Annotated in this window: 20 protein-coding genes and 1 tRNA gene; 17 read left to right on the forward strand and 4 right to left on the reverse strand. The window is 47.3% G+C overall.

All coding sequences use genetic code 11. The features are described from left to right. The first annotated feature begins 29 nt into the window (after window positions 1–29). Window positions 30–1,280 carry an L-methionine/branched-chain amino acid transporter gene (yjeH, locus tag WB371_RS13910; protein ID WP_336220645.1) on the forward strand — a complete coding sequence of 417 codons (1,251 nt, stop codon included), beginning with the start codon at window positions 30–32 and terminating at the stop codon, window positions 1,278–1,280. Window positions 1,281–1,333: 53 nt separating this feature from the next. Here yjeH and WB371_RS13915 read toward each other — a convergent pair whose 3' ends face one another. Beyond that, the gene (locus tag WB371_RS13915) at window positions 1,334–1,810 is read right to left on the reverse strand and encodes an FxsA family protein (RefSeq protein ID WP_336220646.1); all 477 of its coding nucleotides are present in this window, start codon (window positions 1,808–1,810) and stop codon (window positions 1,334–1,336) included. 339 nt (window positions 1,811–2,149) lie between these two features. On the opposite strand from WB371_RS13915, the gene aspA reads away from it, so the two are divergent. From aspA to WB371_RS13980, 13 genes are all read left to right on the forward strand, one after another. Beyond that, complete coding sequence (gene aspA / locus WB371_RS13920) at window positions 2,150–3,586, forward strand: aspartate ammonia-lyase (RefSeq protein ID WP_336220647.1); 1,437 nt, start codon at window positions 2,150–2,152, stop codon at window positions 3,584–3,586. Between the two features lie 114 nt (window positions 3,587–3,700). Then, a complete protein-coding gene (gene dcuA / locus WB371_RS13925) occupies window positions 3,701–5,002 on the forward strand; it encodes an anaerobic C4-dicarboxylate transporter DcuA (protein ID WP_336220648.1) in 1,302 nt (433 codons plus the stop codon). A gap of 119 nt (window positions 5,003–5,121) precedes the next feature. Then, complete coding sequence (cutA, locus tag WB371_RS13930; RefSeq protein WP_336220649.1) at window positions 5,122–5,469, forward strand: divalent cation tolerance protein CutA; 348 nt, start codon at window positions 5,122–5,124, stop codon at window positions 5,467–5,469. Beyond that, window positions 5,445–7,148: a protein-disulfide reductase DsbD gene (locus WB371_RS13935; protein WP_336220650.1), complete on the forward strand. Its 1,704-nt coding sequence runs from the start codon at window positions 5,445–5,447 to the stop codon at window positions 7,146–7,148. Before cutA ends, WB371_RS13935 begins: the two co-directional genes overlap by 25 nt. Before the next feature lie 35 nt (window positions 7,149–7,183). Beyond that, complete coding sequence (locus WB371_RS13940) at window positions 7,184–7,759, forward strand: transcriptional regulator (RefSeq protein ID WP_336220651.1); 576 nt, start codon at window positions 7,184–7,186, stop codon at window positions 7,757–7,759. 104 nt (window positions 7,760–7,863) lie between these two features. Further along, a tRNA-Phe gene (locus tag WB371_RS13945) sits at window positions 7,864–7,939 on the forward strand. A gap of 197 nt (window positions 7,940–8,136) precedes the next feature. Then, window positions 8,137–9,387, forward strand: coding sequence for a tyrosine-type recombinase/integrase (locus WB371_RS13950; protein ID WP_336220652.1), 1,251 nt, complete (start codon window positions 8,137–8,139; stop codon window positions 9,385–9,387). Between the two features lie 163 nt (window positions 9,388–9,550). After that, window positions 9,551–10,750: a DUF6387 family protein gene (locus WB371_RS13955; protein ID WP_336220653.1), complete on the forward strand. Its 1,200-nt coding sequence runs from the start codon at window positions 9,551–9,553 to the stop codon at window positions 10,748–10,750. 169 nt (window positions 10,751–10,919) lie between these two features. Beyond that, window positions 10,920–11,339 carry a helix-turn-helix domain-containing protein gene (locus tag WB371_RS13960; RefSeq protein WP_336220654.1) on the forward strand — a complete coding sequence of 140 codons (420 nt, stop codon included), beginning with the start codon at window positions 10,920–10,922 and terminating at the stop codon, window positions 11,337–11,339. Between the two features lies 1 nt (window position 11,340). Further along, a complete protein-coding gene (locus WB371_RS13965; RefSeq protein WP_336220655.1) occupies window positions 11,341–12,369 on the forward strand; it encodes a hypothetical protein in 1,029 nt (342 codons plus the stop codon). A gap of 62 nt (window positions 12,370–12,431) precedes the next feature. Then, entirely contained in the window at window positions 12,432–13,961 is a 1,530-nt protein-coding gene (locus WB371_RS13970; protein ID WP_336220656.1) for a DUF3987 domain-containing protein, read from the forward strand. A 136-nt stretch (window positions 13,962–14,097) separates the two neighbouring features. Then, entirely contained in the window at window positions 14,098–14,529 is a 432-nt protein-coding gene (locus tag WB371_RS13975; protein WP_336220657.1) for a hypothetical protein, read from the forward strand. A gap of 406 nt (window positions 14,530–14,935) precedes the next feature. After that, a complete protein-coding gene (locus tag WB371_RS13980) occupies window positions 14,936–15,568 on the forward strand; it encodes an inovirus Gp2 family protein (protein ID WP_336220658.1) in 633 nt (210 codons plus the stop codon). A gap of 807 nt (window positions 15,569–16,375) precedes the next feature. Here the strand turns inward: WB371_RS13980 and WB371_RS13985 are convergent. Next, window positions 16,376–17,233 carry a hypothetical protein gene (locus WB371_RS13985; protein ID WP_336220659.1) on the reverse strand — a complete coding sequence of 286 codons (858 nt, stop codon included), beginning with the start codon at window positions 17,231–17,233 and terminating at the stop codon, window positions 16,376–16,378. A gap of 298 nt (window positions 17,234–17,531) precedes the next feature. Between WB371_RS13985 and WB371_RS13990 the strand changes: the two genes are divergently transcribed. Genes WB371_RS13990 through WB371_RS14000 form a run of 3 tightly spaced genes read left to right on the forward strand, consistent with a single transcriptional unit; the run spans window position 17,532 to window position 20,850 of the window. Further along, a complete protein-coding gene (locus WB371_RS13990; RefSeq protein ID WP_336220660.1) occupies window positions 17,532–19,082 on the forward strand; it encodes a recombinase family protein in 1,551 nt (516 codons plus the stop codon). Then, window positions 19,082–19,969 carry a ParB/RepB/Spo0J family partition protein gene (locus WB371_RS13995; protein ID WP_336220661.1) on the forward strand — a complete coding sequence of 296 codons (888 nt, stop codon included), beginning with the start codon at window positions 19,082–19,084 and terminating at the stop codon, window positions 19,967–19,969. The genes WB371_RS13990 and WB371_RS13995 overlap by 1 nt, the downstream gene beginning before the upstream one ends. Continuing rightward, the gene (locus tag WB371_RS14000; RefSeq protein ID WP_336220662.1) at window positions 19,966–20,850 is read left to right on the forward strand and encodes a plasmid partitioning protein RepB C-terminal domain-containing protein; all 885 of its coding nucleotides are present in this window, start codon (window positions 19,966–19,968) and stop codon (window positions 20,848–20,850) included. The genes WB371_RS13995 and WB371_RS14000 overlap by 4 nt, the downstream gene beginning before the upstream one ends. Window positions 20,851–20,992: 142 nt before the next feature. On the opposite strand, the gene WB371_RS14005 is transcribed toward WB371_RS14000, so the two are convergent. Further along, entirely contained in the window at window positions 20,993–21,298 is a 306-nt protein-coding gene (locus tag WB371_RS14005; protein WP_336220663.1) for a PerC family transcriptional regulator, read from the reverse strand. Window positions 21,299–21,386: 88 nt separating this feature from the next. Continuing rightward, on the reverse strand, window positions 21,387–22,361 hold the full coding sequence (locus tag WB371_RS14010; protein WP_336220664.1) for a caspase family protein: 975 nt from the start codon (window positions 22,359–22,361) through the stop codon (window positions 21,387–21,389). Window positions 22,362–22,421: the final 60 nt, after the last annotated feature.

The following is a 22,421-nucleotide window of genomic DNA, read 5'->3' on the forward strand; positions in this document are numbered from 1 at the left end:
GGAATCCAGGCGCAACCGGATAACAACTCATGAGTGGACTGAAACAAGAGCTGGGACTGGCTCAGGGCGTTGGCTTGTTGTCGACCTCTTTATTAGGAACGGGCGTGTTTGCCGTTCCTGCTCTGGCAGCACTGGTCGCCGGTAATAACAGCCTCTGGGCCTGGCCGATTTTGATTGTTCTGGTTTTTCCCGTCGCGATTGTTTTTGCCCTCTTAGGCCGCCACTATCCCAGCGCGGGTGGCGTGGCGCATTTCGTCGGCATGGCGTTTGGTTCGCATCTGGAACGGGTCACCGGCTGGCTGTTCTTATCGGTCATCCCTGTTGGTCTTCCTGCCGCTCTGCATATTGCTGCCGGGTTTGGTCAGGCCATGTTTGGCTGGCACGGCTGGCAACTCCTGCTGGCCGAACTCGGTACGCTGGCGCTGGTGTGGTTCATCGGTTCGCGCGGCGCCAGCTCCAGCGCTAATCTGCAAACTGTTATTGCAGCGCTGATCGTGGCATTGATTATCGCTATATGGTGGGCAGGCGATCTGAAACCGGCAGAAATTCCATTCCCGGCCCCAGGTGATATTGAGATATCAGGGCTGTTTTCCGCGCTGTCAGTGATGTTCTGGTGTTTCGTCGGTCTCGAAGCCTTCGCCCATCTCGCCTCTGAGTTTAAAAACCCGGAGCGGGATTTCCCCCGTGCGCTGATGATTGGACTTCTGTTGGCAGGTTCCGTCTACTGGGGTTGTACGGTGGTAGTTCTGCATTTTGACGCCTATGGTGAAACGATGGCGGCGGCGGCCTCACTGCCAGAGATTGTCGTGCAATTGTTCGGTGTTCAGGCATTGTGGGTGGCTTGTGTGATCGGCTATCTGGCCTGTTTTGCCAGTCTCAACATCTATATACAGAGTTTTGCCCGTCTCGTGTGGTCGCAGGCGCAGTATAAACCGGACCATTATCTGGCCCAGCTCTCCTCTCGCCATATCCCCCGCAACGCACTCAATGCGGTGCTCGGCTGCTGCGTGATCAGTACCCTGTGCATCTATGCGTTAGAGATTAACCTTGATGCGCTGATTGTTTACGCCAACGGCATCTTTATCATGATTTATCTGCTGTGCATGCTGGCGGGATGCCGTCTGCTCAAGGGGCGCTATCGCGCTCTGGCTGTGGTGGGCGGGCTGTTATGCCTGTTGCTACTGGCGATGGTCGGCTGGAAGAGCGCATATGCACTGATTATGTTGGTCGTGCTGTGGCTGTTTTTGCCAAAACGAAAAAAGATTGAACATCACTTATAAGCCGGTTCTACGAAAATGCCCGGTGGCGCTTACGCTTACCGGGCCTACGGGAATCAGTCGCGACGATCGTCTTTATGCTCAATACGGTCACGCTCGTCATCTTTACGCTGAAATTCACCGTCAAACGTGTCGCCCCCACCGGTCCCCGCGCTAAAACCGCCGCCCGGCATACGGGAAAATCGCAAATGCGGAAGCAGCTTCATTGTCAGGTGCTTCTGCACCGGGGGTAACAAAAGCAAAAGACCGAGGAAGTCTGTAAAAAAGCCCGGCAGCAGCAACAGCAGGCCAGCGATAATCAGCGACACGCTCTTGATCATCTCTTCGGCTGGGCTTTCACCGGCAGCCATTTTCTGCTGCATCAGCAAAAAGTTCTTAAACCCCTGGTTGCGGACCAGCGACATCCCGATGACCGACGTAAAGATAACCAGGATGAGCGTCATCAACACGCCTAGCACATGAGCTACCTGTATAAAGATAGAAATCTCAATATAAACATAGAGAAAGACAGCAAGTAATGGTATCCAGCGCAAAAGGATTCTCCTTAGACAACCGCCGTGTTTCACACGTCGGCCTGAAATTGTTGCGATTCTAATCAATAGGTAATGAGGGTAGTTCGCAAAATTTCAAGCTGTTTGTACACTTATTTTTGGTGTTAATCCCAAAGCGGTGACCTATTTCACAAAATAATAATTAAGGAGTAAATTCCCACCCTTATAGTGATCCAGATTACGGCACAATTTCTGAAGCAGAATATGATCTCGTTGACCAGACCGATGCAGGGGATAATCGTCGGTCAAGAAACAATCGAAACCACATATATTCTGTGTGTTTAGTGCATTCATTGGCAGCTTTAAATAAAGAAGGTTCACATGTTAAACAACATTCGTATCGAAGAAGATCTGTTGGGTACCAGGGAAGTTCCAGCCGAAGCCTACTATGGTGTTCACACTCTGAGAGCGATTGAAAACTTCTACATCAGCAATAACAAAATCAGCGACATCCCTGAATTTGTACGCGGTATGGTAATGGTCAAGAAGGCCGCAGCTCTGGCTAACAAAGAGTTGCAGACCATTCCTAAGAGCGTGGCGAATGCCATCATTGCCGCATGCGATGAAGTCCTGAATAACGGCAAATGCATGGACCAGTTCCCGGTAGATGTATACCAGGGTGGTGCAGGCACCTCCGTCAACATGAATACCAACGAAGTGCTGGCCAATATCGGGCTGGAGCTGATGGGTCACCAGAAAGGTGAATATCAGTACCTGAACCCGAACGACCACGTGAACAAATGTCAGTCAACTAACGACGCCTACCCGACCGGTTTCCGCATCGCTGTGTATGCTTCCATCGTGAAGCTTATCGATGCTATCAACCAACTGCGTGAAGGTTTCGAGCGTAAAGCTGTCGAATTCCAGGACATCCTGAAAATGGGTCGTACCCAGTTGCAGGATGCGGTTCCGATGACCCTGGGTCAGGAATTCCGTGCTTTCAGCGTACTGCTGAAAGAAGAAGTGAAAAACATCGAGCGTACCGCTGAACTGCTGCTGGAAGTTAACCTCGGCGCAACGGCTATCGGTACTGGTCTGAATACCCCTAAAGAGTACTCTCCGCTGGCGGTACAAAAACTGGCGGAAGTGACGGGCTTTGCCTGCGTTCCGGCAGAAGACCTGATTGAAGCAACCTCCGACTGTGGTGCGTACGTCATGGTACATGGCGCGCTGAAACGTCTGGCTGTGAAGCTGTCCAAAATCTGTAACGACCTGCGTTTGCTCTCTTCTGGCCCACGTGCTGGCCTCAATGAGATCAACCTGCCGGAACTGCAGGCGGGCTCTTCTATCATGCCAGCCAAAGTTAACCCGGTTGTGCCGGAAGTTGTTAACCAGGTATGCTTCAAAGTTATCGGTAACGATATCACCGTTACCATGGCCTCTGAAGCTGGTCAGCTGCAACTGAACGTTATGGAACCCGTGATTGGTCAGGCGATGTTTGAATCCATTCACATCCTGAGCAACGCCTGCTACAACCTGCTGGAGAAATGTGTTAACGGTATTACCGCTAACAAAGAAGTGTGCGAAGGCTATGTCTACAACTCTATCGGCATCGTCACCTACCTCAACCCGTTCATCGGTCACCACAACGGCGATATCGTTGGTAAGATTTGCGCCGAAACCGGTAAGAGCGTACGTGAAGTGGTGCTGGAGCGCGGTCTGTTGACTGAAGCAGAGCTGGACGATATTTTCTCCGCCCAAAACCTGATGCACCCGGCTTATAAAGCAAAACGTTATACTGATGAAAGCGAACAGTAGTCGTACAGGGTAGTACCAAGGAGGGCACGTCAGTTGACGTGCCCTTTTTCTTAAAAGAAGTTACCAAATAACAACAATTTAATATCAACTTGTTAAACAACAAGGAAGGCTAATATGATAGTTGTAGAACTTATCATTGTTTTGCTGGCAATCTTTTTGGGCGCCAGACTAGGGGGCATCGGCATCGGATTTGCAGGTGGGCTGGGTGTTCTGGTTCTTGCCGCGATCGGCGTAAAACCGGGTAACATTCCGTTCGATGTCATTTCCATCATCATGGCGGTTATCGCTGCCATCTCCGCGATGCAGGTTGCCGGCGGTCTGGACTATCTGGTTAACCAGACGGAAAAACTGCTGCGTCGGAACCCGAAATACATCACGATCCTCGCACCGATCGTAACCTATTTCCTGACTATCTTTGCAGGCACCGGGAACATCTCCCTGGCGACGCTGCCGGTTATCGCTGAAGTGGCGAAGGAACAGGGTATCAAACCTTGCCGTCCGCTCTCCACCGCCGTCGTTTCTGCGCAGATTGCGATCACCGCATCGCCAATCTCCGCTGCGGTGGTCTACATGTCTTCTGTTATGGAAGGGCATGGCATTAGCTACATCCACCTGCTGTCCGTGGTCATCCCGTCCACTCTGCTGGCGGTACTGGTAATGTCGTTCCTGGTCACTATGCTGTTCAACTCCAAACTTTCTGACGATCCGGTATACCGCAAGCGTCTCGAAGAAGGTCTGATTGAACTGCGCGGTGAGAAGCAGATCGAAATCAAACCAATGGCGAAAAACTCCGTCTGGCTGTTCCTGCTGGGCGTCGTGTGCGTCGTCGTTTATGCGATCATCAACAGCCCAAGCCTGGGTCTGGTTGAGAAGCCGCTGATGAACACCACTAACGCAATCCTGATCATCATGCTGAGCATCGCGACGCTGACCACGATCATGTGTAAAGTGGAAACGGATGCCATCCTCAACTCCAGCACCTTCAAAGCCGGTATGAGCGCCTGTATTTGTATCCTGGGCGTTGCATGGCTGGGTGACACCTTCGTATCTCACAACATTGACTGGATCAAAGACACTGCCGGTGAAGTGATTCAGGGTCATCCGTGGCTGCTGGCCGTGATCTTCTTCTTTGCTTCTGCGCTGCTCTACTCTCAGGCAGCAACCGCGAAAGCACTGATGCCGATGGCGCTGGCGCTGAACGTCTCTCCGCTGACCGCTGTTGCTTCTTTCGCTGCAGTTTCAGGTCTGTTCATTCTGCCGACTTACCCAACGCTGGTTGCAGCGGTACAGATGGACGACACCGGTACAACGCGTATTGGTAAATTCGTCTTTAACCACCCGTTCTTCATTCCGGGTACGCTGGGCGTGGTACTGGCGGTCTGTTTCGGCTTCCTGCTGGGCAGCTTCATGCTATAAGTCTTCCCCGCGGGGCGTGTTCGCGCCCCGCATTTCCCCTTCCTTTGTCTAACATCCTTTCCTCGTCCGTTGTATAGTGACCACTCTTTTGCGGGTCATTCTGTTCATTCGAGGTGTTTATGCTTGATGTTAGCAGTCAGGATATGTCCATCCCCGATGCCGTTGTGGTGCTCTGTACCGCGCCGGATGAAGCCACCGCCCAGGATCTGGCGGCCAAAGCGCTGGCAGAAAAACTGGCGGCATGTGCGACGATCATTCCAGGTGCCACCTCCTTGTACTACTGGGAAGGCAAACTGGAGCAGGAATACGAAGTCCAGATGATCCTAAAAACCTCGGTGTTACACCAGGACGCTTTACTCGATTGCCTGAAGTCTCATCATCCTTATCAAACGCCTGAACTTCTGGTTTTACCCGTTACTCACGGAGACAGTGATTACCTCTCATGGCTCAACGCATCTTTACGCTGATCCTGCTTCTTTGCAGCACATCTGTATTTGCTGGTCTTTTCGACGCGCCGGGTCGCTCGGACTTTGTCCCTGCTGACCAGGCGTTTGCCTTTGACTTTCAGCAAAACCAGCACGACCTGAATCTTACCTGGCAGGTGAAAGACGGGTATTACCTGTATCGTAAACAAATTCGTATTACTCCTGCTCAGGCAGAGATTGCTGAGATAGCGCTGCCGGCGGGCGCCTGGCACGAAGATGAGTTCTACGGCAAAAGCGAAATATACCGCAATCAGCTTACGATTCCGGTCACGGTGAATCAGGCACAGGCGGGTGCAACACTGACGGTAACGTATCAGGGATGCGCTGACGCGGGCTTTTGTTACCCACCGGAAACAAAAACCGTGCCCCTGAGCGAAGTGGCAGCCAGCCAGACGCCAACGCCAGCCATACCAACGCCAGAACAGCCACAACCAGAACAGGCGACAGCACAGCTTCCCTTCTCCGCCCTGTGGGCGCTACTGATTGGCATTGGCATCGCCTTTACCCCTTGTGTACTGCCGATGTATCCCCTGATTTCCGGGATTGTGCTGGGTGGTAAACAGCGGCTTTCCACCGGACAGGCATTGCTGCTGACCTTCATCTACGTACAAGGTATGGCGCTCACCTATACCGCACTGGGTCTGGTGGTGGCCGCCGCCGGGTTGCAGTTCCAGGCTGCACTTCAACATCCCTACGTTTTAATTGCGCTTGCGGTGGTCTTTACCCTGCTCGCGCTGTCGATGTTCGGCCTGTTTACCCTGCAGCTACCCTCCTCGCTGCAAACGCGTCTCACGCTGATGAGTAACCGCCAGCAAGGTGGCTCGGCAGGTGGCGTGTTCGTGATGGGCGCTATCGCCGGGCTGATTTGCTCACCCTGCACGACCGCGCCATTAAGTGCCATTTTGCTGTACATCGCCCAGAGCGGGAATCTGTGGCTGGGCGGCGGTACGCTGTATCTTTATGCGTTAGGAATGGGATTGCCGCTGATGCTGGTCACCGTATTTGGCAACCGTCTGTTGCCGAAAAGCGGCCCCTGGATGGCACACGTTAAAACGGCGTTTGGATTTGTTATCCTCGCGCTACCGGTCTTTTTGCTGGAACGAATCATCGGCGATGCATGGGGGTTACGCCTGTGGTCACTGCTGGGGGTTGCCTTCTTTGGCTGGGCATTTATCACCAGCCTGCAGGCAAAGCACGGTTGGATGCGTATCGTACAGGTTATCCTGCTGGCGGCAGCGTTGATCAGTGTGCGTCCTTTACAGGACTGGGCGTTTGGCACGACCGTAGCTCAGCCAGTGGCGCATCTGGACTTTAAACCCGTGGCAAGCGTCGACGATTTAAATCAGGCGTTGGCAGAGGCGAAGGGAAAGCCTGTCATGCTGGATCTGTATGCTGACTGGTGTGTCGCCTGTAAAGAATTCGAGAAATATACCTTCAGCAATCCACAGGTTAAGCAAGCTCTGGGCGACACAGTGCTGTTACAGGCCAACGTCACTGCCAATAATGCACAGGATGTGGCGCTGCTAAAACATTTACAGGTACTGGGTCTGCCCACCATCCTGTTCTTTGACGCACAAGGGCAAGAACACCCGCAGGCGCGGGTAACGGGCTTTATGGATGCGGCGACATTTAGTGCGCATTTGCGCGATCGCCAACCGTGAGCGACACTTTCAGAGATAAAAACGGAGGAATGACCGTGCAACGTGAAGATGTCCTGGGAGAAGCCCTAAAACTCGTAGAAATCCATGGGATTGCTGACACCACGCTGGAGATGGTGGCAGAGCGCGTTGGTTATCCGCTTGATGAGATGCAACGTTTCTGGCCAGACAAAGAGGCCATTCTGTATGATGCCCTGCGCTATCTCAGCCAGCAGGTAGACATCTGGCGCCGTCAGTTGATGCTTGACGACACCCTGAGCGCTGAACAAAAACTGCTGGCGCGCTACAATGCCCTGGCGGAATGCGTGAATAATAATCGCTATCCGGGCTGCCTGTTTATTGCCGCCTGTACGTTTTACCCCGATCCCTCGCACCCGATCCATCAACTGGCCGGGCAGCAAAAACGCGTGGCGCATGACTTTACCCACGAACTGCTGACCACGCTTGAAATTGACGACCCGGCGATGGTCGCCAGACAGATGGAACTGGTGCTGGAGGGTTGCCTGAGCCGAATGCTGGTCAATCGTAGCCTGGCTGATGTCGAGACTGCGCATCGGCTGGCAGAAGACATTCTGCGCTTTGCCCAGTGCCGTCAGGGTGGCGCGCTGACCTGAAACCGGCTTGCCTGAGCAGGATTGCCGCAAACTTAAGCAGTTGAACAGGTTTTCCCTAAATTTGGTTGACTGCTGTACGTGTTTACGGTTTAATGCGCCCCGTTGCCCGGATAGCTCAGTCGGTAGAGCAGGGGATTGAAAATCCCCGTGTCCTTGGTTCGATTCCGAGTCCGGGCACCAAACCATTCTAAACGGACGTCAACTGACGTCCGTTTTACTTTTCTAAGTCCCCGTATTTCGAACCTTTTCCTTTCCTGATAGTCAATACACATAAACCATTCTCAACCAGCATCAACACCTTTTTGAGGGTATGACTGCGGGTATTCGCAGTTCGATAAAAATCGTGCCCTCAAAAGACCGTCAAAGAGGCGTGTTTTATGGCACTGACTGACATGACTGTCCGTAATGCTAAACCCCAGGACAAGGCGTACAAGCTTACCGACAGCAACGGACTTTTTCTCTTTATCTCACCCGCAGGCTCAAAACTGTGGCGTTTCCGTTATCGTTTCGAAAACAAAGAGCAGACCTTCAGCATCGGGCCTTATCCCGAAATATCATTATCGGATGCCCGTTCAAAACGCGATGATGCGCGTAAGCTGCTTGCCAATGGCATTAACCCTGCACAGCAAAAGCGTGACAAGAAGGAAGCTAAAGCCAGCATCCGTACTTTCGAGGCCGTGGCCCGTGAATGGCACAAAAGCAACCGTAAATGGGATGAAGGCAACGCGAAAAAAGTTCTCGCCTTACTGGAAAATCACCTGTTTTCAGTCATCGGCCAGCGCGATATCACGGAGTTGAACACCCGTGATCTGCTCATTCCGGTCAGAAATGTGGAAGCCAGAGGGAATATTCACACGGCTGGCCGTCTGCTGAGTAATATCAATCGGATCATGCGATTTGCTGTTCAGAATGCGTATATCAGTTATAACCCCGCTCATGACATGCAGGGCGCGATATCCGCACCGAAAACTGAGCATCGGCCAGCACTTCCTTTCAACAACGTCACCACACTTCTCGAAAAGCTCGATACTTACCAGGGACAACCTCTCACCATACTGGCTATCCAACTCTCCCTGCTCATCTTCATACGCTCCAGCGAGCTGCGATTTGCCCGCTGGCCGGAGATCGACTTCAAACGTGCACTCTGGACTATTCCCGAAAAGCGTAAAGAAATCCCCGGTGTCAAATTCTCCACTCGCGGAGCCAAAATGCGTACGCCGCATCTGGTTCCACTGTGCAAACAGGCTGTGGTGATACTGGAGCAAATTAAGGAAATCAGCGGTGAGTTTGAGCTGGTCTTTACCGGTGACCACAATCCTTACAAGCCGATGAGCGAAAATACCGTCAACAAAGCACTGCGGCTGATGGGCTTCGACACCAAAACCGATGTCTGCGGCCACGGTTTTCGCACCATGGCGTGCAGTGCGATGATCGAGTCAGGCTTGTGGTCAAAAGATGCCGTAGAACGTCAGATGAGCCACAAAGAACGCAGCAACGTTCGCGCGGCCTATATTCATCTGGCGGAGCATTTCGAAGAACGTAAACAGATGATGCAGTGGTGGGCTGATTACCTGGATGCCAACCGCGAAGGCTACGTTACGCCTTATGAGTTTGCTCATCCTGAATAACAATAACCATAAGCCGCTTCCTTCAGGAGGCGGTATTATTTCGTTATTGTTTTTTTGTCGTATTTGCTAACAGATTAATCCACTCTGCCAGTATATCAGGCGTTGCACCGGTGCATTTCATCTGTACAGTTAACCATGCCCCATTCAGGTTAAAGGTGTCAACATGGCAGGTAATAAAGACAATGTAGCAAAAGCTATCACCGCTGGCTGGTTAAAGAAGTACATAGACGAAACTCAGAAATACGACGCTCTTGACTGGTATCTGGCGCTCTCATCAAGAAAAAAAATCTATGATTATCTGTCATGGTTTTATAACCACTCTCATGGATGGCTTTTATTTACCGGACATAAGACATTTTCGTCTCCATCTGTATTAGCCCGACTCACTCATGCGCCCATGCCTTTGTGGATGAGGTTTATGTTCAGCGCTGAAGAAAACCTTGGGTCATTCATTACCTTCCAGAAGGAGTATCCGACACCAGACGAATACAAACAAAACCTTAAAACCCAACAATTCAGAATCATAGACTTCCTTGATGAGAACTCATTACGCGTATTAGTTATAACGCCAGGTAATAGCTGCCGAGAATATATAGCCATCGACAATCACTCTGTCTTATTTATGTATGAAATCTTTAGTGATGAAACTTACAATCACTGGGTAAGTAAGAATTATGAAATATCCGAAATAGAAGGGCAAATAAGAACTCTATCAGAAAAAATAAAATCCGGTGAAATACTAAAATTTTCAGAAGCAGACAGGGCCAGTCTTCCACTATTAATCCAATGCACACATCCCCCATCAGTTACGACACTATCTCAAGGTAATGCATTTTATTATATTGAGCGTTTAAAAGACCAACTGGAAAGAGCATACATCAGAACAAAGCACAAAAATGAGCCAGATATAAACTGGGCTGAAGTACAATTTATGGATACGTTCTGGGAGACAAATGACGAAAAAACGTCAGTTCTCGCTGAAATAAACCTGCTTAAGCCAGATGCCGATATAATCGAAGATTTCAGTATCTGGCTTAAGCAAATACGACTGGAGTTGAATATCCCATCACTTAAGAGAGAGAAAGATACCGCCCCTACAATAGAAGTTCTGACACAAACGTTAACCCTTGCATATATTGATTTTAAAATTTTCGAGTTTGCAAATAAAATTAAAAAACCAGAGTCTTTTTTCTCTGGCATTGTATCTGATCTATCTCCTCTCCCGGGTAATTTCCCCTTCGAACTCAAGTACAAAGAACAAGTAAAAGACGTTGCCGTAAAAGCAATGTCAAATAGCTTCCTGAACCAATTAGCAAATCAGGCCTTTGCCTCTTCCTCAAAAAAACCTGGCCTCCCTTCCTGACTAAAAATGCTCAGGAGAGATATTTTTCTTCTGAGCAACCACATCCAATATAAAAAATCAATAGCAATTATTATTTTTCGGTTTTCACCGTGATCCCCCCTTTCTCCACCAGCATAATCCGGCCTAAATGCTCTTACGCCTTCGGGTGTACCTGAATGAGGACGTTGTGATGAAGAAGAAGGCAGGTAATGAAGCGGATACGCAGCCGACTCAACTGGCTGCACCATTTTCGCTGCAGGCCTGGGTGGAAGCAAACGGCAATCTGGCATTGAAACTGACTCCGGAAAAGCTCGCCTTGCTGAAAGAGATTGACGCTGAAATGCTGAAGTCGCACCAGAAGCAGGCGCTGTATACCGGAGCAGTCGATGCTGAGGCGCTGAAAATGTCCCCAGAGCAGGCGGCACAGGTTAAGCACCTTGTTTTACTGACGATGAAGCAAACGGCTGCAGTGATCAACGCTACACCTCAGTATATCTACAAAATGATTGCCGAAAGAAAATTTCCTGCACCAGTAAAACTGGGCCGTATGACCCGTTTTCGTCTGGTGGATCTGGAAATGTACATCAATGCGCACACCAGCCAGGACTGACATGTACACCCGGACGCTTAATCCGCTTATAAGGGCTATCGGGCGGGCGTTGACGCACCTGACTGATTACCCACAACACGAGTGCGGACCGGACAGTATTGCCGTCACACTGGCGGAAAACAATATTTTTGCCGTCGCGATGACAATCGCGGATGAGCGTGCCTGCAACGACGCACTTATTGCTTATGTTTTTGGCGACCAAATGCCGCTCACCCCGGTGGTGCTGAACGGGCTATTATACATTCCGGGGATCTTCCCGGAGATCCTTTTTGAACCCCGCTACGGTCAATTGATCTGCACACGGGCTTCCGTGGACGAACTGATCCGAAGCCAGGCTCGTATTGAGAAAGACGTATCCAGTGCGGCAGAGCTTCGTGATACGTGTAACCAACTTGAAGCATTCTTCCGGTTGCCCTCTGAATTCAGACGACCGACGCGGATCCACCGCTGGAAAAACGATTCCGGGCAACCCTGTGCAGGTAAGCCTCGCCCCATCACCGGTTGTGTCGTGGATGAAAAACGCCACAGCCTTATATTGAACGCAAAAGGCCTGCGCGCCCATATGCGGCATATTCACCATACTGTTGAGCGCCTTCTGGGTGGTAACACCACACAGTCAGCATTTTCGCCGCAGGAGACAGAACCCGACAGCGGCACCGTGTTATGCGAACTACTGTCAGATGCAACGGAAGGCCGCCTTGCCGCGCCAGTCGCTGCAGTACCGTACCAGTCACCTGATCCCCTTAATTTTTTTACCCATGATACCGGGCTGCAGGAGACGCCCAGCCGGCTGTTATCTTTCATTCTTTACTACTGCGTAATAAGGCCCTCGCAGCCCGGTATTTTTTACCTGGATAATGGTCCGGTGCTTTCGTATCACAGCCAGTCTTTTGTTAGCGGTAAATGGCCCTGCCACACCATCAGCCTCCTCCATTGCAGGGGCCCACCAGACCTCATTATTATTTATCCTGAGCTCCGGCCCGGGCAATTGTTCCCCTTGTTATTCCGCTGTATTCAGGCCGGAAGGTGATTCTTTGACCTGAATATCCATAACCAGCAACGATATAAACGAGTATTAAATTAGAGGTATCTATGATTAATCAATTAGCTAAACGGAAACAGCGCCAACAACGAAAGTGGTCTGAAGCTAAATACAAGTACCGGATAAGTCCGGATTTCCCGCTCCCCACTCTTCCTGATTTTCTGTTCAATGCCGTAAACAGTGCCAGTATGGTATTACAAACCCCCTTTGAGCTGACAAATCAGGCTACGCTTGGCTACATGTCAACTGTCGCCCAGTGTGGGTTTGACGTTCGTATCGCTGAACACCTTAAACCTAAACCCCTGACACTGCACTTTATAACTGTCGCAGAATCAGGCGATCGCAAGACGGGTGCTGACAGCCTGATTAATGCTCCTCTCTATGAGTACAACAACCAGCTAGAAGCTGATTACGAAGCAAAACTGGCTGCATATTCAGTCGAGTTGGGCATCTGGAAAGTCAAAAATCAGACGCTTAAAAAGAAGCTCAAAAAATCACTTGAAAATGAAGAAGATACTACTGAGATCGAAGAATTGCTCAGAGCCAGCCTTAGCGGCAAGCCTCCCGAGCCAGTAAGAGAGCAACTCCTTTTTAGCGATACAACATTAAGAGGCCTTACTGAAGCGCTTCCTGAGCACAACGCATCTGCCTGTCTGCTATCCAGCGAAGCTGGTGGTATTCTGAAAAGAGCAATGGCATCTGATTTTACTTCGTGGTGTGGTATGTGGGACGGGGATGACATCACCATCAATCGCGTGAAGGGTCGCCGCCTTATTCATGCCCCCCGCGTTGTCGTCAGTTTGATGGTTCAGCCGGTTTTTCTTGAACAATTGTTATCTTCTCCTACCAGCCTGTTACGCCTGTCAGGATATGCAGCACGCGTTCTGTTTTGTCGCCCCAGCACACTTAAGGGAACCCGATTCAGAGATCCGGCAGAGCAGGGGCAGCCAGATCTGAGTGCTCTTCATAAACTCCATGAAACTGGCGCCAGGTTGCTTCAGGAGAGCAGAAAAAAAAAGGAGCGCACCGTGCTGACCATTAAAAATATGTATCATTTCAACGAAATATACAATGACATTGAAGCCGAACAGATTGCTGGCGGGATGTTTGCTGAGTTCAGCGATGCAGGATCCAAATTTCAGGAAATTATCGCGCGAATGGCGGGAGTCATCTATGTGTTTTCCGACGATTACGCAGAGGGGTCACCCGAAATTCCTGAGCGATATGTTAACGCTGCAGGCGATATTTGCTTCTGGTACATGAAGCAGTTCATGGCGCTTTTTAACGAAGATGCCCCAATGATTCGCCGTGCAGTCCAGCTAATGGACTGGCTTGATAAGCGCGAATACTTGCCTCGCTGGCAACAAGGGTTCTACGCCACCCATCTCCTTAATCAGATCTCTAAACCGCTTCGTAAGGTCAGTATTCTGAATGAACTTGTTGAAGTTATGCAGGAATTATACCCATACGACTATTTTTATATTTTTGATCCTGACACCGGAGCGGTGAAATATATTTTCACAAAAAATCAGCAAATACCTGATTGTGCTGTTAATGGGAAAGGCCAGCATCGGTGGTAATTTTTAATGTTATTTTAATTTTCTTTTAACCCACCGGGGCTGAAGGGGCTATTCTCAGCCCTTTTAGCCCCATTGGTTTCACAAAAAATAATTTTTCAGCTTCACTAGTGATATTTACATTCGGAGTGCATTCAATATGTCAACAGCATTCAGGAGAAATTCTGTTTCTTCTTCAACATGGTTTTTAGGCCAACAACGAGATCCTGACGCAGATGATCTCACCCCTTCGGCCGTATGCAAACTGGAGGGCTGCAACCGTCCCCTGTATCGCATTACCGAAAACGCGGTGTGGCGACTTTGCCAGGAGCATTATGAAAGGCGGTTGCTGAAGCAGCAAAAAAAGTTGCAGCCACCTGATACCCTGTTTTGCAAATTCTGCGGCAAAGTCATCACCAGTCCACGTAACTCCACCTATTGTGATCGCAATTGTGCGGATGCCGACCGTCGGGTGATCGACGATACACACGCCGTTAAAGTGTTGAGCCATTCCTGGTGGCGAAATATTGAAACGCCATTTTATTGCATCCGCTTAAGCAAAGGCCTAACTGAACAGCATTTCGTCACTTAACAAACATATGCAAATATTTAGGTTAAACGTTTTTTTTGATGACGATAATAACGAACGATGCCGCGAACATGAGTATTCTATATAAACCAAAAAAAAAAAAAACAACCAATGACAATGTGAATATACTGTGATGTATGCTTATCACTTCAGAATAGTTTCCCACATGCATAACTCAAGAGTTATTATATGTTAGCGAATATTAACCGCAGTCTCATTTTATTATTTTCTTTCTTATATTGCCATGCCGGATAATCATGAATCGAATCTGTCGGTTTGTGTATTATATTTTTATTATCATCACACCCTTCAACGACCACGCATTAACAAAAACCATTACACCATCACTAATGCAACCATTACCGGTTATATACTCTAACCACCATTAACCAAGACACGAGAAATAACCATGTCCGATTACATCCAGTCACACGGTAGACTCAGCCAGTATCACCTTAACCGTATTGAGCAGACGATTAATAAATCATTGCAGCAGCATCCCAGAACTCTCGCAATAAGAGTCGACCTTCACGTCCCTTATCATCCACAGCCCTGCGACGAGCCAGATGAATATTCCTTTGCTAACACTGATGCTTCCGTTATCTCTCGTTTCACCGCATCACTCAAAGCTAAGATTGCAGCTGACCTTAATATGAAAAAGCGACAGGGTATCCGTGTTCATAATACGACTGTACGTTATATCTGGGCCAGAGAGTACTGCCCTACGACGTACGCTATCCATTACCACGTCGTTCTCTTACTCAACAAAGATACCTATGCCTTCCTCGGAAAGTACACCGCCGCAGAGGGTAACCTGAGCTCAATGATTAATGATGCCTGGTACAGTGCATTAGGACTTGGATTTGACTGTCCCGGAGCTTTAGTCTATTTTCCTGATAACCCTTGCTACTGGCTGGATATAAACAGCACAGACTTTAACACCAGCTATCGTGATCTGGTCTACAGAGCCAGCTATTTAGCAAAAGTGGAAACGAAGCGACAGGATGATAATCAGCGTAACTTTGGTTATAGTCAACGGTGACCTGCTACCGGTCATATATTCAAGTATAATCAAACCGTTTAGTGTCTGTAATCACCTGTACGCTCCTCTGATTATTACCTAGGTAAAGTTCCGTTGATATAAATAAAATCGGTCAGAATGCTTTACAGTGCGTTATATCGCTATTCCTGAGCAGAGACTCTGTGAATGTGTTATTTACTAATAATCCATACCGTAGAATTATTTGTAAATTGCGGTAATAGTTTCGACTACACAGAGTTTCACTATTACGCATCCGCTTCAATGATGAAACGTTGTCGCAGGTATCTCTTTATACGTCAGCCAGGAGTCACTGCTCTTTGCGTGAGCGCGTTTGCACCTGCTGGTGTGCGCATTGACGCCGTCAGGGCCCGTGTGTGCTTTTGTGCTCTCGTAGCCGTATCGTTACTCGAGGTTACTTTTCCTCTAATCGCTTACTAAAGTTATATCTTACGAATGGTTTCCGCTGGCTTAATACGTAATCTTAGAAGAATTCTTTTAGCTCTGTCTACACGATGCAAGCTGCTGTCCTTGCTATTAAACAGACGTTGATTATTACAACGACTTTCTGATTATCCGTATTAATTGTTCTAACTATACTTATCAGCGTAAGCATTCTGATTTTTGTTTTTATAGTTTATGCAAGGTATGACTGGTAGGTGAATAATGTCCTATCGTTGATTGATTGCAGGTTGAAATGAGGGTATTTGCTGATATTTTATCGCAACTAATTGGCACTTTGCAGTTTTCACTAGTCCTGCCGGGTATTTCGCCCTTGTTCGTAACTCTTTATTGCACGTATGTTTTTATTCACAATTTCCTTGCGTACAAATGTCCCCGCTTACAGTTAGGACATACTGGGCTTTCGTATGCTGGCGCTCTCCACTGCTGTAGACAAATAGAGCACTGATAGTATTGCCAGCGATAGCTCTGGTAGTTTACGCTATGCTCAGCCTGCTGAGGTCGGTAATTTTCTATTTGTGCATTCAGTCGTGCCTGAGCGTCTTGTTGCGCTTTATCTTTTCGGGGATGATACACCCATCGCTTAGCATCCTGATTATTTTCTACAAAGTTCTTCAGTTCATCTATAAAATTGACACCCGCTGTATTTTTCCTGGCAAACAGCTTTATCGTTTCATCGAGCTTGATTTCGACAATGCCACACTGTTGCTGCTGTGGTTCCAGTAATTCAAATGGCAGGAAACGCTCGGGGTGCGTGAAGTAAATCACGAAAGGGTATCCACTGACCTCAGCGTAAATATCGACCAGCACACCGTCGAAAAAGTATTCCTTCTGTACGTTTTTCAGAGTTACCTCAGTTTTCCGGGTGATCCAGTACTCCTCTATAAACACTTCGCTGTGACATTTTTCGATTATGGCATCACGCCATTCCGGTAGCACCACCGGCATACCCGCTTCCAGCAGTTGCTTCGCCATCGTACGCACCGAAACGAAAAACGAGAACTCGCATTCCTTCTCCACTTCATCGACGTCCCGACTGGCATGGGCAAAGTGCCAGCGATTGGCTTTCCCTTGTCGCGCAATCAAAGGGATCCAACAAGAAGGGCAGATACAACCGCATTGCTTACCTTTCGGTACGTCAGCAACGTCAACGTACTGCTGACCGACAAGCCTCAGACCAAAGGGTATACGGTTTATCAGCTGCATTTTTGATACCTCCCATCACACAACTCACCTTGAAACAGTATCTCTCAAGCCTCTGTGGTTGGCGAAGCGATCGATCAAGTCCAGAGCATATTTTTTGATGACTAAAATATTGTGCACTTGATGCCACGCATTTTTAATGCGAAGACAGCAGCTATATAGACAATATTTTCTCTTGGATGTTTTTAACCATTCAATAACTGATTGATCACGAACAAACAGCGTTTAGTTTTCTTTCGTGCCGTATTGCCACTGAAAATAAGATCTTCATTATTTACGCATCATCATTGCGGGGTTGTTTATGGAAGTACTGTTGTCTGAATCAGGTGTTACACCAGTCTATGCCGCTGAATACGTCAGGATGTCGACAGAGCATCAGCAATATTCTCTGGATAACCAGTCAGGATTTATTCACGAGTATGCGAGCAAAAAAGGGATAACGATTATTCATACCTACAACGATGCAGGTAAAAGTGGACTAAACCTGGCTGGTAGACCGGGTCTGAAGGCATTGCTGAATGATGTTATTAATCACAAAATCAATATCTCTCTTCTGCTGGTCTACGATGTCAGCCGGTTTGGACGATTCCAGGATACTGATGAAGCGGGCCATTATATCTACCTGCTAAAAACACACGGAGTGAGTGTTATCTACTGTGCGGAACCCTTTGCCGATCAGCACTCGGAGCTGCATATGCTTGGTCTTTCATTCTCTCGCTATGGCGCTGCCAGCTACAGCCGCAATTTGTCTGAAAAGGTATTTATTGGGCAAGCGAATCTGATCCGAAGGGGCTTTCACCAGGGAGGGATGGCTGGATATGGATTACGACGTATGCTCATTGATGAACAGCGGACACCAAAGGGCATTCTGGAGTTTGGTCAGCGCAAAAGTATCCAGACCGATCGCGTTATTCTTATACCTGGACCGCAGAATGAGGTCGATATTGTAAATCAGATCTTCGACATGTTTATCCACGAAGGTAAACCAGAACTGGTCATTGCCTCTGAACTCAATCGAAAACAAATTATCGCTGAGAATAACACTGCATGGACCCGTGGAAAGATCCACCAGATACTGACTAATGAAAAGTATATTGGTAACAACATCTATAATAAAACTTCATTCAAATTAAAACAGCGACACATTATCAATCCTGAAGAGCAATGGATCCGATTTGATGGTGCTTATGATCCCGTCATCAGTACAGAGAAGTTTAATCTTGCAGGTGAAATCATTCGTGCACGTTCCCAGGTCCTCTCTGAGGACGTTCTGCTTGAAAAACTCCGGGCATTACTGCTGAGAAAGGGACGACTTTCTGGGCTGATTATTGATGAGGAAGAGTTACTGCCATCCAGCAGCGTATACCGATCTCGTTTTGGAAGTCTGTTGAGAGTTTATCAACTCGTTGGATTCAATCCTAAAACTGATTACTCCTGGCTCGAAACTAAAAAATATCTCAAAGGTGTTAATGCAGATATCACCAATACCATCATCAGTAATATCTACCAGTCTGATGGATGGGTTAGTGATTCGTCAAATGCCGGTGTTTTAAACATCAATGATGAATTCACTTTAGCGATCCAGGCAGTCAGATGTCAGAGAACATCACCAACAAACCTCAGATGGCGGATAAATTTTAACCACGCGCTTGCCCCTGATATCAGTATCGCTGCAAGGATGGACAGCCTCAACGAGGCAGTCATTGATTATTATATATTCCCGTCAATAGATTTGATACTAAATAACATTTACCTGAAGGAGCAAAATCCTTTTAGTTTTGAATTCTATCGATTCGATACCCTTAAACTACTTTATCAACTGGTCAAACGTATCACCATCCCGGAGGCATAATGAACAGCGACGAAAAAATAAAACTGATTCAAATTTCCAGCATTTATATCTCAAACCCAAGAAAAAGGGATAAATTTACTCACGATGAAATAAAGAAAAACATACATCAAATTGGCCTTAAACGCCCAATATCCGTACGTAAAATAATAGATGACACGTATGATTACGCCCTGATTTGTGGACAAGGACGGCTTGAAGCGTATCTTCAGTATGGTGAGACTCATATCCCGGCAATTATTAAAGTTGTTGATGAAGAAACGGGCCACCTGATGAGCCTGACAGAGAATATAGCCAGGAGAAAGCCCCGTGCAACAGAATTACTGGAAAGCGTAAGCCAGTTAAAAAAACAAGGACTCACTGATAAAGAAATAGGCGATTGCCTGGGATACACCACCAGTTGGGTTAATGGCGTGATCTCACTACTTGAAAAAGGAGAGAAAAAGCTACTTACTGCCTTTGAAGCCGGACATATCCCTTTGTATCTGGCGGTTGAAATCTCCAGAGCCAATGACGATGAAATCCAGGACTCTCTTACAGAAGCATTAATGAATGGGAAAATTAAAGGCAACCAAATCAACATTATCAAGCGTATTATTGAGAGAAGAAAAGCAGGTGATAAAGGGGCCACGAACAAAGCATATGTACATAAACGCCCTGCCAGAAAATATACACCAGAGGAGTTATCAGACATCTACCAAAAGAACGCTGATGAGCACATACTTATACAGGCTAAAGCAAAATATGCCCGAGAAACATTTCTTGCGGTGAAGGAGATTTTCAGAAAACTGACACGCGATGAACAATATTGCTTGCTGTTACGGAAAAACAATATTACGGATATGCCTGCCTGTTTATCTTATAGCGATAAGGAGTTAATACAGAAATGATTAAGCAATGCTTCAGCAATCAATTTCAGACCTATTCAGTTGAGGATTTGAAAAAATCCAGATCGCTTCCGGTAAATATTAAATCCAGCACTAAATACAAACAAATATTGACATCTATCACAGAAATTGGATTGATCGAGCCAGTTGTCATTTTCATTAGTGATGATGGCATGCAGAAAATTCTCGACGGGCACCTGCGCGTAGAAGCATTGAAAGATCTTGGTATCTCCCATGCTCATTGCCTGGTCTCGCCCGTTGATGAGGCCTATTCGTACAACAAACGAGTGAACCGGTTAACAATCCTGCAGGAACAAAAGATGCTGAGGAAAGCGGTAGAATCCGGTGTACCTGTTGAAAAATTAAGTGTCGTTCTTGGCGTCTCGCCCAGCATTATTAATACACGTCTGCGCATCTCAGATGGCATAACACCGGAAGTCATCGCGTTGCTGGCTGAAAAAAATATTTCTCAGAATGTTTTTGATGTGCTTCGTAAGGTCAAGCCAGGCAAACAGCTTGATTTTGTAACAACCATGATAACGCTGAATAACTACAGCCGAAAATTTGCCCTCTCTATGCTACATAGCCTGGCACCTGAATTTTTAGTCTCTCCACCAGATAAAATTAGTGAAGACAAAGATGTTGTTAAGACACTGGCACGACTTGAAAAAGAAATGGCAGCACTTCAGATTGAAACACAGAATATCAAAGATGAATACGCCGAGAACAATCTCAATCTTCTTATTGCCAAAGCTTACATCGCTCGGCTTTTAAATAATAATGCCATATTACACTGGTTGTATGATCACAACATTGAATATCTTGAGGTCCTGAAAACACTTTCAGGTGTAGATAACCTCGATAATATGATCAACAATGGATAGAGTTACTATTAGCATGGATAAAGGGTGCATGTGACCCGAAAAGATCATGCACCTTTTATTTTTAAGTGATCGTCTATTAAAGACAAAAGCCATTTATTGTTATGTCTCAGACAATCAGAAAATAGCACGCCTTCTAAAAAAATCATTTTCGCTTCACAGTTCCTTCAGGATACGTTCTGAACATTGAGCCACTGGGCCTGCTCAGCCCCATGCGCTCCTGTGTGGCGCTCGCAGCCTGGTTGATCGCAGCAATATTCAGTTTCTCTGGTTCCGCGGAAACAGGTGTCACCCTCAACAGGCAATACTTACGTCGCAGGCGGATCCACTCGCGCTGTACATCGGTATGCCCAACATCATCCATTACCACCAGCCAACGAGCCGCTGCTCTGCGCCATAACCCGGCAGCTTCCAGTTTTTCAGCTACACTATCTATTACTTTCTCTGGCATTCCTTTATTTTCCAGCATGTGTAAGTTGTCTGCAATTTCGGCTTGTATTTTATTTAAGGATATTATCAACGGAATTTCACCCCATAACTTAAATCCTGTTTTTTTCTACTAAACGACGGTAGTGCTCGCCAAGCACAGTGAGTTTACATGATTTACTTTGCATAGCTGCATGCCACATATGCGGAGCATCAACTGGAATAACCAAATTTAAGCGATTTAGTCGCTGTAAGAGAGAAAATACTCTGGTGTTTTCAGGAATGGGTTCAGGCATATCAGCGTCACGACCTTTTAACTCTGGCTCAAATGTTGGATTCAGTTGAAACTCAAATCCTTTATGTGGAAAAAGCGTAGCGAGTTGTTGGAGTTCGCTCAAAGGGATTTGGGGTGATATTTTCCGAAGAGACACAAATTGCCGTACATTAGTTTTAAATATTGGCCGTTGCTCCCAGCCACCGAGCGATTGATCCACATGTGCATAAACACTACCCGGAGATATATCCCCAGTAATATTTGCAGCACTGCCATGTAGAGCATCAACAAGCAGAGTAGTAAACACTCCTCGACCATTTTCCTCTGTTGCATACTGCTCAGCAGAAGATGCCGTTAAGATTGTTAAACCCTCAGCTAAATTTGCCACCCCATCCGATTGCGGAGGTGTCCCGGCGATACCTGAATGGCAACTATCAAGAATAATTATTTTATTTTGCGCTGGTGAGTTATTCGCCATGACGAGCACATCTGAAAGAGATAATCCTTCATCACCACGTCTTGAATCACTGGTAAGTAAATATCCTCCTGTTGATTCAATATGCCCATGTCCAGCGAAGTAAAATAATACAGTGCCAGCCTTCGTTTTGAAAAGTTCTTCTACCTTATCTTTAAGTACAGATCGATCAACACGGTCTGCAGGTCCTGTACCAGTAAATATCTGGCAATCAAAATTTACCGTTCCATCTCCATTTCTTGATAACACTGAATTCACTGCATGTGCATCATCAACACAGCCGAACAATGGATTACCGTGTTCATAATAATTGATACCTACAATCAATGCGATCTTCATATGGTTTCCACTATATTGAATTTATTTTCTCGCAAAGGGAATTATCCCCAAATTGACAAT

The organism is Citrobacter amalonaticus, from assembly GCF_037053465.1.
GTDB classification, from domain to species: Bacteria; Pseudomonadota; Gammaproteobacteria; order Enterobacterales; family Enterobacteriaceae; genus Citrobacter_A; species Citrobacter_A amalonaticus_H.

Bases quoted from the DNA above. Each gene is read 5' to 3' on its own strand.
- WB371_RS13935 (WP_336220650.1), top strand. From the start codon at position 5,445: ATGGCTCAACGCATCTTTACGCTGATCCTGCTTCTTTGCAGCACATCT.
- aspA (WP_336220647.1), top strand. From the start codon at position 2,150: ATGTTAAACAACATTCGTATCGAAGAAGATCTGTTGGGTACCAGGGAA.
- WB371_RS14005 (WP_336220663.1), bottom strand. From the start codon at position 21,298: ATGCCAGAGAAAGTAATAGATAGTGTAGCTGAAAAACTGGAAGCTGCC.
- WB371_RS14000 (WP_336220662.1), top strand. From the start codon at position 19,966: ATGATTAAGCAATGCTTCAGCAATCAATTTCAGACCTATTCAGTTGAG.
- WB371_RS13960 (WP_336220654.1), top strand. From the start codon at position 10,920: ATGAAGAAGAAGGCAGGTAATGAAGCGGATACGCAGCCGACTCAACTG.
- WB371_RS13990 (WP_336220660.1), top strand. From the start codon at position 17,532: ATGGAAGTACTGTTGTCTGAATCAGGTGTTACACCAGTCTATGCCGCT.
- WB371_RS13955 (WP_336220653.1), top strand. From the start codon at position 9,551: ATGGCAGGTAATAAAGACAATGTAGCAAAAGCTATCACCGCTGGCTGG.
- WB371_RS13985 (WP_336220659.1), bottom strand. From the start codon at position 17,233: ATGCAGCTGATAAACCGTATACCCTTTGGTCTGAGGCTTGTCGGTCAG.
- WB371_RS13995 (WP_336220661.1), top strand. From the start codon at position 19,082: ATGAACAGCGACGAAAAAATAAAACTGATTCAAATTTCCAGCATTTAT.
- yjeH (WP_336220645.1), top strand. From the start codon at position 30: ATGAGTGGACTGAAACAAGAGCTGGGACTGGCTCAGGGCGTTGGCTTG.
- cutA (WP_336220649.1), top strand. From the start codon at position 5,122: ATGCTTGATGTTAGCAGTCAGGATATGTCCATCCCCGATGCCGTTGTG.
- WB371_RS13965 (WP_336220655.1), top strand. From the start codon at position 11,341: ATGTACACCCGGACGCTTAATCCGCTTATAAGGGCTATCGGGCGGGCG.
- WB371_RS13975 (WP_336220657.1), top strand. From the start codon at position 14,098: ATGTCAACAGCATTCAGGAGAAATTCTGTTTCTTCTTCAACATGGTTT.
- WB371_RS14010 (WP_336220664.1), bottom strand. From the start codon at position 22,361: ATGAAGATCGCATTGATTGTAGGTATCAATTATTATGAACACGGTAAT.
- WB371_RS13950 (WP_336220652.1), top strand. From the start codon at position 8,137: ATGGCACTGACTGACATGACTGTCCGTAATGCTAAACCCCAGGACAAG.
- WB371_RS13980 (WP_336220658.1), top strand. From the start codon at position 14,936: ATGTCCGATTACATCCAGTCACACGGTAGACTCAGCCAGTATCACCTT.
- WB371_RS13970 (WP_336220656.1), top strand. From the start codon at position 12,432: ATGATTAATCAATTAGCTAAACGGAAACAGCGCCAACAACGAAAGTGG.
- dcuA (WP_336220648.1), top strand. From the start codon at position 3,701: ATGATAGTTGTAGAACTTATCATTGTTTTGCTGGCAATCTTTTTGGGC.